Origin of the sequence: Paenibacillus sp. JQZ6Y-1 (assembly GCF_040719145.1) — a bacterium.
GTDB classification, from domain to species: Bacteria; Bacillota; Bacilli; order Paenibacillales; family Paenibacillaceae; genus Saccharibacillus; species Saccharibacillus kandeliae.
The window spans coordinates 2108091-2121435 of the sequence record NZ_JBFDUZ010000001.1 but is presented as its reverse complement, the minus strand read 5'-3'; the positions used below and the strand labels follow the sequence as shown (position 1 = coordinate 2121435).

The following is a 13345-nucleotide window of genomic DNA, read 5'->3' as shown; positions in this document are numbered from 1 at the left end:
TATATGTATCAGCTGTAGTGTATGCGTAATTAGCTGTAGAGTGATAGTAAAATCAGGTAGAGGCAGCTCGCTTTTTTTGTATCCTTTGCTGAGCTTCTTCACCAAGCTGGTAGTCAATATAATATAATTTGAGTATAGTGAATACATACATAAGTGCTAGAGAGGAGTAGATGAGATGCCATTAGAACAGCAACCGACTTCGATCGAAGGATTGCAGATCCGTCCAGCGGTGGAGGGAGAAGAGCAGCTAATTACCGATTTTCTGGTTGAAGCGGCGGATTGGATGGAGGAGAAAGGCATCGGACAGTGGCGCCGAGTGTTGTTCACACCGGAACTGATCCGCAGTTATTTTATCGAGCGTGAAGTGTATGTAGCAGAGTATCAAGGCGAGCCTGCGGGTATGTTTACGCTACAGCAGGGCGATATGGAGTACTGGCAGGATAAAAATGACGAATCCTACTACTATTTGCATCGTCTGACTGTGTTACGCAAATTCCGTGGTCACCATCTGGGAGCGGCGATGCTTGATTGGGCGGTAGAACGAACTGCTCAACAGGGGAAAAAGGGGCTGCGTCTTGATTGTCTAGCAGAGCTGGTACCGCTGAATCGTTTTTATCAGCAGCAGGATTTTCGATATATGGGCACTCATGAGGTCAAAGGCAAGCTCGCCAATCTCTATGAAAAACTGCCGCCTGCGGTTGAACATGAACTGCGTCTGCAATATTTTGGCGAACGTGATTTTTATACGGTACTGGGCTGGACAGAGCAGCAAGATGCTCAGATGTTGATGCAGTGGGCGGGTCCATTATGGGACTATCCGTTACAGCGCTCAGATCTGGAAGCTTATATCGCAGATGCCAACCATCCTGCTTACTCAGATTGGCTGATCTATGCAGTAGTGAATCGCAAAAGCGGTCAAACGGTCGGTCATATGGCATTAGGCAGAATCGATCGCAAAAATAAATCCGCGCGTCTATCTCGTGTACTTGTTGGCGATCCGCATGCTCGCGGCAAAGGCTATGGGCGACAGATGGTGATGGAAGGGCTACGCATTGGCTTTGAAGCATTGGGGCTGCATCGGATTACGTTAGCTGTCTTTGATTATAATGAGCAGGCTGCGGGCTTGTATGAGTCATGTGGCTTTCGCAAAGAAGGATTGCTGCGCGATACGGCGCTGATCGAGGGCAAGTACTACAGCGTCTATGAAATGGCTATTCTGGAAGACGAATGGCGTGCGCAATTGCATTCACATTGATAATAGAAATAGAGTGCTTCCGTGCATGCAGTAGATACTTTGGATCAGAAGCTTAGATTTGCATGGCGCATAGATGGTAGATGGCGCATACTAATGGCTTATTTTATCAAGCAAATGTATCCATGATCAGGCAAATCCAAAAAAAGAAGCTGTCTACTCGGCATCATGTGATGCTTGGGAGAACAGCTTCTTTTTATATTATTCCATCATATAGACGGTTGGTAGATCATATAGAAACTAGATTAGGAGGACATACCGCCTGCGTGAACGCGACCCGATTTGTCGTACACTTCTTGCAACAAACGTGCTGGTTGCGTACGTACGGATGGTTTCGCATATACAGTATCGTGTGGTGCAACGACAGCAATCTCGTCCGGTGTACCAATCACGCTAGCGCCGTCTTTGACAGTTGCGCCTTCCGCTATAATAGCATACTGAATGCGTGCGTGCTTACCGATAGATGCGCCCGGCATAATGACGCTGTTTTTCACTTCCGCTTGTTTGCCGATGGTGGAACCGTTGAAGACAACGGATTGTTCAACTGCGCCATCCAATACCGCTTTGCTGCTCACCATAGAGCAATCCGGTGCTGTTGCATGATTATTGTTTTCCAGCGGATTAAAATCAGCGGAGAACATTGGCCATTCGGAATTTTTTAATTCAAATTGGCGATTGTGCTGCAGGATGTCCATATGAGCTTCCCACAGACTGTTGATTGTACCTACATCTCTCCAGTAGCCGAGGAATTCGTAAGCAACGACTTTCTCGCCATCTGCTAGCATTTGCGGAATGATGTTTTTACCAAAGTCATGGCTGGAATTAGCTTGTGCCGCATCAGCAACCAGATGTTGTCTCAGATACTGCCAGTCAAATACATAAATACCCATGGAAGCAAGATTACTTTCCGGTTGAGCTGGTTTTTCAGAGAATTTGGTGATGTTCATATCGTCATCTGTGCTCATCACACCGAAACGACTTGCTTCATCCCACGGTACTTCCACTACAGCGATGGTCGCTTGTGCTTTATTTTCGTTGTGGTATTGCAGCATTTCGGTGTAATCCATATGATAGATGTGATCTCCTGACAGGATCAGCACATCTTTTGGTTTCAGTGCATCAATGTATTCAATATTTTTATAAATAGCATCTGCTGTACCGGTGTATTCACCTGTCCGTTCGGACGACAGCAGCGTAATGTTCATAGATTGGTCTGCCGTAGACCACGCGTTGCCTTGACCGATATGGTCATGCAGTGATTGTGCTTCATACTGGGTCAATACCCCGACTGTATCGATCCCGGAATTCACACAGTTGCTAAGAGGAAAGTCAATAATCTTGTAGTCGCCGCCAAACGGTACTGCCGGTTTGGCAATGATGGAAGTCAAAGGAGCCAGTCTGCGTCCTTCTCCGCCAGCTAGCAACATCGCGATGCAATCTTTATTTGTCTGTTTCATGTTGTTTTCCCTCCCATTTTCATGACAACGCACAGTTGACAATGTATTAGTGTTATAAACGCATGCCATCCCTGTTGAAACAATTATAATTGTAAAAATTTATAAAATATGTCGAATGTGCTGAAACACCAGTCATGTCGGGCTTTTGCACTCTGCAAAATTAGAACGAAATACACACGCGCAGAGACAAAATTCGTTTCTTTCTTCCATCCATGGTATTTCTATTCCGTTGCCGCTACAATAAAGAAGAATGCGATAGCAGCAGGGATTACGGCGGTGATGACGAATCACTATGTAAAATACGAACTTTTTTCTATTCAACAGGAACTGAAAAGGGTAATACATGGAGTTGAGTACAGATTTCGCTTACGATCTAATGAAATAATATCGTAAGGATCATCTGGAATATGTAAAAAGTAACTGCAAAAAAGGGGAACATATATAGCGGAAAGGAATTATTTTCCTCAGCGTTTTCCAGCAGTTCGGCATCCATTTTGGAGGTGATTTTTTGAGACAACCACATTCACAATCTCATTTGCCCGGTTCTGAGGACATTTATCTGTTTCATGAAGGAACCAATTATCATGCTTACCGTCAGTTTGGCTCACATCCATCTTCCGAAAATGGAAAAAACGGAGTTCGGTTTACTGTCTGGGCGCCGCATGCCTTACAGGTAAGTGTGGCTGGCGATTGGAATAACTGGAACGGGGAACATCATTTATTACATAAACTGGACCACACGGGCATCTGGACCGGATTTTTTGACGATGTATCCGAGGGCAATGTATACAAATACCATATTACCCCGCAGCAGGGGGAAGCGATCTTCAAGGCGGACCCATATGCGTTCCATGCGGAGGTTCGCCCGGCTACTGCCTCTATCGTGACCTCGCTAGGCGGATATAAATGGCAGGATGCTGCATGGAGACGCAAGCGTCGTCCATTGTATCAGCGACCTGTGAACATTTATGAAATGCACTTTGGCACATGGAAACAGAAAGAAGACGGCAGTCTATATAGCTATCGTGAGATGGCAGAGCTGCTGATTCCATATCTGGTAGATATGAACTATACGCATGTGGAGCTGATGCCGTTAACGGAGCATCCATACGATCTGTCATGGGGGTATCAAGCAACCGGATATTTTGCACCAACCAGTCGTTATGGAACACCGCAGGATCTGATGTATTTTGTGGACCAGTGTCATCAGCATAATATTGGTGTTCTGCTGGACTGGGTGCCTGGACATTTTACTAAGGATGCACATGGGCTTCGTCAGTTTGATGGTACACCGTTGTACGAATATTCGGCTCCTGATCGTGCAGAGAAGCATGGCTGGGGAACGTTGTCCTTTGATTTTGGCAAACCGGAAGTCCGTTCCTTCCTAATCTCCAGTGCATTGTACTGGCTGGATGTGTATCATTTTGACGGATTGCGTGTAGATGCAGTGACAAGCATGATCCGACTCGATTTTGAGCGCGAGGGCGGCGGCTGGCGCCCAAATCAACATGGTGGCGTAGAGAATCTGGAAGCTATCTCATTCCTACAACAGTTGAACAAAACGGTCTTTCATTATTTCCCGCATACATTAATGATGGCGGAGGAATCCAGTGCTTGGCCGGGAGTGACCAAGCCTGCTCATGAAAATGGATTGGGCTTCAACTATAAGTGGAGCATGGGCTGGATGAATGATACGCTTGATTATGTGGAGACGCCATTTGATCAACGTCCAGCGCATCATAACTTGCTCACCTTCCCGCTTGTATATGCGTATTCTGAGAATTTTACATTGCCGCTGTCTCACGACGAGGTGGTGCATGGCAAAAAGTCCTTGCTGGATAAAATGCCGGGTACGTATGAACAGAAATTTGCTGGCCTACGTTTGCTGCTTGCTTACCAAATGACACATCCGGGGAAAAAGCTGCTGTTCATGGGCGGTGAGTTTGGGCAGTTTATCGAGTGGAAGGATCAGGATCAGCTGGATTGGCTACTGCTTGATTACGAAATGCACCGCAAAGTGCAGGACTATACCCGTGAGCTGAATCAGTTGTATTTGGCTTCACCTGCCTTATGGGAAAAGGATCATGATTGGGAAGGCTATGAGTGGCTAAATGCTGATGATGCTCAGAACAGTCTGATCACCTATATGCGTAAAGGGAAAAAGCCTGCTGATACGTTGCTAGTCATTATCAACTTTCAGCCAGTGCCGCGAGTGAATTATCGTATCGGTGTACCGAAGGCTGGTACGTACCGCGAGGTATGGAATAGCGATGAGCCGCGATTCGGCGGTACTGGCGGACGCACAGAATCGTTCTTATTTTCCGAGAAAACTCCGTGGGATCGTCAGGAAAACAGTGTACTGCTCACTATCCCGCCGCTCAGTGTCATCATATTAAAACGGCATACTGGCAAATCGCCAAAACGTAGTAGCATTTGATAACCAACCGGGCGCCTCAAGGTGATACCGTTACATTCAAAAGGAGGAAGTTTGCATGAATATTTTATTTGCAGCAGCAGAAGCGAACCCTTTTATTAAAACAGGCGGGTTGGCGGATGTCATCGGCGCACTGCCTACCGCATTGAAAAAAGAAAAATGCGATGTGCGTGTTGTTATTCCACATTATTCCAACATTAACGAGGCAGTTCGCAATCAGGCGACGCTGGTTGATGTGATTCAGGTTCAGGTAGGCTGGCGCAGCCAGTACTGCGGAATCAAGCAGTTCAAGCAGGATGGTATTATTTTCTACCTGCTGGATAATGAATACTACTTTGGTCGCGAAGGTATCTATGGATATGGAGACGATGCCGAACGCTTTGCCTTCTTCAATCGCGCTGTGCTGGATATTTTGCCAGTGATTGATTTTCAGCCTGACATTATTCATACACATGATTGGCATACGGGTATGATTCCACTGTTGCTCAAAGCACAGTATCAGTCACTTCCGTTCTATGCTAACATCCGCAGTGTATTCACTATTCACAATCTGCTCTATCAGGGGATATTTCCATACGAAGTATTAGGCACGTTGTTCGGTCTGGATGATCGATTCTTTCAGGCAGAGGGTGTGGAATACTATGGCAATGTAAACTACTTAAAAGCGGGTATCGTATTTGCGGATCGTGTAACGACGGTTAGTCCTACATATGCCGAAGAGATCAAGATGCCGTACTACGGGTATGGTCTCGATGGTTTGCTCACTTCGCTGGGGGGACGTCTGCGCGGTATCGTTAATGGCGTGGATACGAAGAGCTATAACCCAGCAACTGATCCGTACTTGAACGCTCATTATCGCAGCGCCACCAACAAGCGTTTGGAAAATAAAGCAGCCTTGCAGGAAGAGCTTGGCCTGCCGGTGGATGCTAGTATTCCAGTGATCGCTATGGTTACACGGCTAGCAGAATCGAAAGGATTGGATCTCGTGACCCGTGTGCTGGATGAATTGCTGTACTATAACAATGTACAATTCGTCCTGCTTGGCACAGGGGAACAGCAGTATGAGGATTGGTTCCGCGGCGCAGCGTATCGCCATCCAGAGCGCCTTGCAGCCGAGATTCGTTTTAGCGAAGGGGTAGCGCGCCGGATGTATGCGGGCAGCGATATGTTCCTGATGCCATCGCAATTCGAGCCATGCGGCATTAGTCAATTGCTCGCATTGCGCTACGGTAGCATTCCAATTGTACGCGAAACGGGTGGTCTAAACGATACAGTTCATTCGTATAACGAGTTTACTGGCGAAGGCAACGGCTTTACGTTCCATTCCTACAACGCGCACGATATGCTGTATACAATCCGCCGAGCGCTCTCCTTCTATGAAGAGCCTAAGCAATGGAAGCAGATTATGAAAAATGCTATGAGCGGTGATTACAGTTGGCAGACATCAGCGCGAGAATATTTGGATGTGTATCGCGAAGCCCGTTTATAAGCGGCATACAATAGACGAGTATATATAATAGTAGAAAACGAATTATTAATATAAGAAAACGGATCAATCCATTCTTTGGGTTGATCCGTTTTTTCATACTTATATAGTGATAGGTATGAGGAAAAGGAATGGTGCATGCAGCTATCATTAGGCGAATTCGCCCTTTTCTGTTTGTATAGCTGTATATACGGTGAAAAGAATATAGTAACCAAATGACTAGACGGCAATGGAATTGGTTGCTCAAGTGCTTTGCTAGTATAGATCAAAAGTATGGTTAGAATGGCTGCTGTCCAGTATAGTAAAAAGACCAGCCTTTACTTATAAGGAGCCAATACACATATGAACGACATTATCATCAGTAAACAGGAGTATGAGGATTTAATCCGACTCAAATATAATTATCAAAATGTGCTGAATTACACAGATGATATTATTAGCCATCATCGATTAGATACCGGTTCTACGTATACTGCCATTTCGCCAGCCTGTGAGAAATTGATGGGGTATCGTGCGGAAGATATGATCGGTACAGCAGGCTTTGACTATGTTCATCCAGAAGATCGGGATACGCTTATTGCGAAATTGAGTGATGGATTAAAGCCTAATATAGCTGTCACGCTTACCTTTCGCAATTTAAGAAAAGACGGCTCGTATTTCTGGGCAGAATCGATTTGTCGTCTCGTTACAGATGATGAAGGAAATGCTGTAGAAGTATTAGCCATTACACGGGATATTAGCGAGCGTATTGAGCAGGGACGGCTGTTGAAGGAGAGCGAAAGCCGTTATAAATCGCTATTTGCATTCAATCCATTGGGGATTCATGCACTTGGATTGGATGGAGCGTACTTGTCCGCGAATGCTAGCTTTGAACAAATTCTCGGTTATAGCGAGGAAGAGCTAGTGCGCGGGAAATTCCATGCACTGGTTGCTCCACATGATCTGGAGTATACCGTGGAACGATTTGAACAGGCAAAACAGGGTCGTCCGCAGTCATATGAAATCCAGACCATTCACAAAGATGGTCATATTGTAGATGTAGATGTGACCAATGTGCCTATTTATATAGAGAACGATCTAGTTGGCGTGTATGCGATTGTACAGGATGTCACGGAACGCAATGAGCAGATTAACCAGATTTACAAGCTAAGCAATCAACAGGAGCTTATTCTGAATTCCGTATCGGAAGGCATTGTTGGTGTGGATCTGGAAGGGCATACGATCTTTGCCAATCCATCTGCGGCTCGGATGCTTGGTTATGATATTAGTGAAATGGTCGGTCAAAAGCAGCTGTTGGCATTTGAGCAGAGCGGTCCAGACGGAAGTCCCATTATGTCTGGAGGAACGCCTATCTGGCAAACATTGCAGGAGGGCTGTACGTTGCAACGCGATGAGGCTGTATTATGGCGCAAAGATCATACGAGCTTTCTCGCATCGTATCGTGTAACACCGATTATGGATCATGGTGTACGTGTGGGAATGGTTATCGTATTCCGCGACCGTACCGAAGAGCATAAGATTATTCAAGCACGTGAAATTGCTGAGCAGGCGGACCGCGCCAAGTCTGAATTTCTGGCGATTATCAGTCATGAGCTGCGTACACCGATGAACGGCATGATTGGTATGATGGAGCTGCTGGCAGAGACGCTGGAGCAGGATGTACAGAAGGAATACGCTGGTATCATCATGAATAGCAGCAATGAACTGCTCAAGATCGTCAACGAACTGCTTGATTTTAGCAAAATCGAAGCAGGGCGAATGGAGCTGGAATATGAAGCCGTGCATCTGGGTGATCTGCTGACGCAGGTTGCCGAGCTGTTTGAGCCTGTCGCTGTCGAAAAGAAAATCATACTCATTACTGAGCTGGATCGCCATTTACCACAAGCGATTATTAGCGACGGTAGTCGACTGCGGCAGGTACTCGTCAATTTGGTCGGCAATGCAGTCAAATTCACAGAAAAAGGCAGTGTGCATATCTCTGCTCGACAGATGCCTTCACCTGATCCAGAGAAGCTAGTGATTGGATTCAAAGTAAAAGATACGGGTCTAGGAATCGCTGAGGGTGAGCAGTCGCGGCTATTCCAACCATTTTCCCAAATTCGTAACCAATCACGTCAGCGTTACGGCGGTACTGGGCTTGGTCTATCCATCTGTAAAAAAATTGTGGAACTGATGGGTGGTACGATTGAGGTACAAAGTGAGCCGGGCGAGGGATCGGTCTTTTTCTTCACTGTCGTTCTCAATGCGAGCGATTATCCAGAGATTCAATCGAATATCCTATCGCCGGAAAAAGAATATTCGTCTCAAGAAGCCAAATATGGACCACTGCGTATTCTAGTCGCAGAGGATCACGACATTAACCGCAAACTGCTGCTGGCAATTCTCAAACGCCGTGGATATGAAGCGGATATTGCGCATAATGGAGACGAAGCTGTAAAGCAGGCAGCTTTGCATGATTATGACCTTATCTTTATGGATGTAAATATGCCTTTATTGGACGGAATGGAAGCTACTCGTCAGATTCGAGAGACTGGTGCTAATCCGGCTCTGCCCGTTATTGTGGCAGTTACCGCGTTTGCGCGAGCAGAGGAGAAGGAGCTTTGTTTGCAAAGTGGGATGCAGGATTTCATATCCAAGCCGCTGCATGTGCAGGATGTAGAGCAGCAATTGGATAAATGGTCGAGTATTATTCATGCGTATCATCAAAGTGCATCGGGAAGAGAGCCTATGTAAAAGGCTATAAGGAAACAGTAGAAGTAAGATACCCTTTTTGCGTGACGATCATTTCAATGGAAAAATAGAAAGTGACGATATAAAAAGCACAAAGGACAAGCGCTTGCATCTATTGCGAGATGGCTTGTCCTTTTCCATTTGGATAAGTTGGAAATAATATACTTGTTGTATACAATTAAATTGGTGGTTTACAGCATCACATGAACGCGTTATACTGACAAGGTTGATAATAATTATCATTATCAGCGAGTAATACATATAAAGGGGACAGGAATATGAAATGGCAACAATGGGCAAAGCATATACTGATCGGAGGCGCATGTGTAGCAATGCTGGCAGGCTGCGGCAATGCAGGTGGAAGTAGTTCATCCTCTGCCAATAGCATAGCAGATACAGCAGCCACGACGAGCAGTATTTCCATACAGCATGATATGGGTACGACTGAACTGAAACAACCGGCACAGCATGTGGTTGCGCTGGAATGGTCGTTTGTTGATGATCTGCTTGCCGTCGGTGTTACACCGGTCGGCATTGCCGATGATGATAAGGATCAAGTGATGGAGAAGCTGGCGGGCAAGCCGATTGAATATATGCCACTCGGCAAGCGCGAAACACCAGATTTGGAGAAAATCGCTGCTGCCGCGCCGGATCTGATCATCGCCGATACGGATCGTCATTCCAAAATCAAAGAGCAGCTAGATCAGATTGCACCGACGATTGTACTGAACAGCCGCAAAGGCTCATATGACGAAAGTCTGAAGGATTTTGAAACTATTGCGAAGGCAGTTGGTAAAGAAACCGAAGCCAAAGCACGCATTCAGCAGCATGATCAAATCATGGCTGATCTGAAAAAGCAGGTTGATAGCATTAGCGACAAAAAAGTGCTGATTGGCGTAGCGCGTAAGGACGGCTTTAATGCTCATACCACAGCATCCTATGCGGGTGAAGTGCTGCAAGACATCGGCTTTGACAATGTAGTGCAAGGCACACAAGAGGAGCCGTATAAAGATGTGAATCTGGAAACGATCACTTCGATTGATCCAGATATTATTTTTATCGCTACCGATGATTCAGAAGCGATCACCAACGAGTGGAAGAAGCTGCCGGTATGGCAAAACCTGAAAGCTGTGAAAAATAACCACGTATACATGGTTGACCGCGATATGTGGACTCGCTTCCGCGGCATTACACCTGCCGAGAAGATTGGACAGGATGCGCTGAATTTCCTCAACGGCAAGTAATTCTCTACTATTCCCATTCTCTGTCTATGTCAATCGGCAATCCGATGAACAGATGGGAAACCAATCGGGATATACGATCAAAAAAGGAGACCCCTTTCCTGCGATGGCAGAAGGGGTCTCCTTTTTATACTAAGCTATATTCCATTCTTCTGTTGAACCTGCTTGCGCTGATACACGACAATCAACAGATAAGCCAGTGCGAAAGCAACGATCATCAGCCAGATTGGAATGCGCGGATCGAACGTATACGCCCAACCGCCAATAATTCCTGCTGGTGAAGTAATGAGCAAAATGAGTACTGACAGCATGGAGAAGATTTTGGCACGTTTCTCGTCATCAATCGCATTGGCAACTGCTGCTTCTAAGTACGGGGAACTAATCATCAAGCCGACGGCAGAAATAACTGTACTGAGCGCAATCCAACTGAGCTGCGTAATCGGTCCGACAATCAGCATCAGATTGGACAGGACGGATAAGCCAAAGCCCGCCATCATGGAATGGTAGATGCGTTGTTCAGGAATGCGCGGCGTTAGCAGCCATAATACAATCAGCATGACGACCGATGACACCGCTGGCACGAATGAGATAAGATCGCTGTCGATATGTAGATAGTCAGCCATATACAGCGATAGATATGTCGTTTTGAGCGTCGTCTGAAAATTAAATAGCACATAGACGCTAAAGATCAATAGTAGCGCACGACTGTCCGTAATTTCGCGTATCGCACCTGCATAGTCGATCAGACTTTTGCGTAAGCCGAGATCGCGCGTTTCCTTCATTTTGCGATAACCCATTTCCGTTTCCCGTGTCGTCAGATGCCGACCGACGAACTGAAACGTCATCAGGATAGCCGCGAGTATGTACATAATCCGTGTACCGGGTACAAGCCCATAAGCATACACGAGCAAGCCGCCTAGCGGAGCAAAGAGTCCGCCAATGACACTAATAATTTGTAGCAGGGTAAAGACATACGTCCGATCCGCAGGCTTCGTATCCTCAACGACCAGACAGTAAAATGCGGTAGAAGGTACCCGTTGAAACCCGTTAACCAACGCGGCAGCAACAAAAAACCAGACATTTTGCGAAACTGCCCAGATTATCGCCGCCAGCGTCCAACTGAGCAGGTCAAAATACAGTACCGCTCGCTTACGACCCATCCGGTCGGTCAAATAACCGCTGATGAAAGAAGAGAATACCTGCACGATCAAACTGAGTGTTGTAATCCAACCAATCGCCGTTTCCGTAACGCCCAGTTCGTACATATACAGCGTGGCATATGTCATAACCATGCTGTAAGGGATTAGAAAAAAAGGTTCAAAGGCAAGACAGCCGCGGCTATTGCCTTGAAGTCGGGGGAACCAGGTGCGTGCCATAGTGTGTATTATCCTCCGTTAGGTAGTGGGATGGTAGAGCGGACAATGGATTGTCGATGATTCATGGTGTGTAAGATAAGAATCATGTCGTTGGTGAATAGATGAATGATTATCCTCTCGCAAAGTAGTGAAAAGGGATCATTTGGGCAGCATGCCGATTTCGTGCCGATCAAAATACTAACAAGTGTAATCGGTAATACAGGGACATTCACTTTCTTCTGTTTTTAGTGATTTTCATCGTCGATAACTATGTAGCTTGTTATTTTCGCCCTGCTTTAACTGGCGATACAATCATCCTTTTTCATTACGATGGAGTGAGCCAGACACCTCCTATATTCAGAACTATTGTGCTTAATTTTAGCACGATAGCGGAGATTATCAATGTATAGCAGGTACAAATTATAGTCTCTTTTTTACGAGTGTTGTGAAGGGCAAAATAAACGAAGGGGCAGTCATGTATAAGTATTTTATATAGGTATAAAAGGATAAGATTTAATCTGCTCGGACCGATCGTTCAACAGACCGCACGTACATTGATAGCAACATGCAGCCTGCGTATACTGGTGGTATGAGTTTGACCTAAGACGGTCAGGGCAACGTGGCTTCCATGCATACGGATGATCATGACGTTATGACTACCATATAGGGGATAGTACAACAGTATACATATACTGCTATTGCCAAAGTAGCTAAAGAATGCGATAGCAGTTTACAATTTCATGGTCGACGGGTATCATTCTTATTTTATATCTAACTTTGTATCTAACCTTGAGATTTGGGTACATCATTGTACTATTATTACCGCAGGCAAGAACTTCAGTCCCTTAATGAAGGAGAGATTATATGATCGAAGAACTTGTTGATATCTTCAAGAGTGGCTCAATTCAAGATATTTACTTGCTTGGTTTTGTAGATATTGAAGACGGAGTAGCGGATTTTTATCCAGATATGCGTTACTATTATTTCGAAGTAGGTGAGAAGTATATTGAACTTGAATCAATTAACCAATATTCAAACCTAAGTGTAAGGATAGTTGATGCGATTCGATATCAATTTGAAATTGACGAGGATATGTTGCCGTGCAAGACGTCGGTCAGTCAAATCATATTAACTGACTCGATGTCTGCCAAAAATACGGTGAAGAGTTTCGTTATTAACGGTATGGAGTCTAGTGACAATCATCAAATGATCTGCAACAGCCTTCAATTAAATCTGGATAATGGACAAGAATTGTTTATTGACCCATCTTTTTATTATGGTATAAACATCGGAGGGGCAGAACAAAGGAAGTTTTGGAATGAGAACCTTGCTGATGGTACAAGGATTGACGAAGTAGTGATAGAAGTTTAAGTTTGCGAAAGACCTTGAG

At 45.4% G+C, this 13345-nt stretch carries 8 protein-coding genes; 6 read left to right on the top strand and 2 right to left on the bottom strand.

Annotated features, from left to right (window positions below; all coding sequences use genetic code 11):
• The first annotated feature begins 175 nt into the window (after window positions 1–175).
• On the top strand, window positions 176–1255 hold the full coding sequence (locus ABXR35_RS09020; RefSeq protein WP_367058450.1) for a GNAT family N-acetyltransferase: 1080 nt from the start codon (window positions 176–178) through the stop codon (window positions 1253–1255).
• 242 nt (window positions 1256–1497) lie between these two features.
• Here ABXR35_RS09020 and ABXR35_RS09015 read toward each other — a convergent pair whose 3' ends face one another.
• Window positions 1498–2709, bottom strand: a complete 1212-nt coding sequence (locus ABXR35_RS09015; RefSeq protein ID WP_367058447.1) for a glucose-1-phosphate adenylyltransferase — start codon at window positions 2707–2709, stop codon at window positions 1498–1500.
• 508 nt (window positions 2710–3217) lie between these two features.
• Between ABXR35_RS09015 and glgB the strand changes: the two genes are divergently transcribed.
• From glgB to ABXR35_RS08995, 4 genes are all read left to right on the top strand, one after another.
• Window positions 3218–5146, top strand: coding sequence for a 1,4-alpha-glucan branching protein GlgB (gene glgB, locus ABXR35_RS09010; RefSeq protein WP_367058444.1), 1929 nt, complete (start codon window positions 3218–3220; stop codon window positions 5144–5146).
• A gap of 55 nt (window positions 5147–5201) precedes the next feature.
• Window positions 5202–6632 carry a glycogen synthase GlgA gene (glgA, locus tag ABXR35_RS09005; protein WP_367058441.1) on the top strand — a complete coding sequence of 477 codons (1431 nt, stop codon included), beginning with the start codon at window positions 5202–5204 and terminating at the stop codon, window positions 6630–6632.
• 339 nt (window positions 6633–6971) lie between these two features.
• Window positions 6972–9362, top strand: a complete 2391-nt coding sequence (locus ABXR35_RS09000; RefSeq protein ID WP_367058438.1) for a PAS domain S-box protein — start codon at window positions 6972–6974, stop codon at window positions 9360–9362.
• 275 nt (window positions 9363–9637) lie between these two features.
• Complete coding sequence (locus tag ABXR35_RS08995) at window positions 9638–10603, top strand: ABC transporter substrate-binding protein (protein ID WP_367058435.1); 966 nt, start codon at window positions 9638–9640, stop codon at window positions 10601–10603.
• Between the two features lie 134 nt (window positions 10604–10737).
• On the opposite strand, the gene ABXR35_RS08990 is transcribed toward ABXR35_RS08995, so the two are convergent.
• Window positions 10738–11976 (bottom strand): MFS transporter, encoded by a 1239-nt coding sequence (locus ABXR35_RS08990; protein WP_367058432.1) that lies wholly within the window; start codon window positions 11974–11976, stop codon window positions 10738–10740.
• Between the two features lie 843 nt (window positions 11977–12819).
• On the opposite strand from ABXR35_RS08990, the gene ABXR35_RS08985 reads away from it, so the two are divergent.
• Window positions 12820–13326: a hypothetical protein gene (locus ABXR35_RS08985; RefSeq protein ID WP_367058429.1), complete on the top strand. Its 507-nt coding sequence runs from the start codon at window positions 12820–12822 to the stop codon at window positions 13324–13326.
• Window positions 13327–13345: the final 19 nt, after the last annotated feature.

What these genes read in the sequence shown, in the direction of transcription:
- ABXR35_RS09020 (WP_367058450.1), top strand. Translation starts at nt 176, where the DNA reads ATGCCATTAGAACAGCAACCGACTTCGATCGAAGGATTGCAGATCCGT.
- ABXR35_RS09015 (WP_367058447.1), bottom strand. Translation starts at nt 2,709, where the DNA reads ATGAAACAGACAAATAAAGATTGCATCGCGATGTTGCTAGCTGGCGGA.
- glgA (WP_367058441.1), top strand. Translation starts at nt 5,202, where the DNA reads ATGAATATTTTATTTGCAGCAGCAGAAGCGAACCCTTTTATTAAAACA.
- ABXR35_RS09000 (WP_367058438.1), top strand. Translation starts at nt 6,972, where the DNA reads ATGAACGACATTATCATCAGTAAACAGGAGTATGAGGATTTAATCCGA.
- ABXR35_RS08995 (WP_367058435.1), top strand. Translation starts at nt 9,638, where the DNA reads ATGAAATGGCAACAATGGGCAAAGCATATACTGATCGGAGGCGCATGT.
- ABXR35_RS08990 (WP_367058432.1), bottom strand. Translation starts at nt 11,976, where the DNA reads ATGGCACGCACCTGGTTCCCCCGACTTCAAGGCAATAGCCGCGGCTGT.
- ABXR35_RS08985 (WP_367058429.1), top strand. Translation starts at nt 12,820, where the DNA reads ATGATCGAAGAACTTGTTGATATCTTCAAGAGTGGCTCAATTCAAGAT.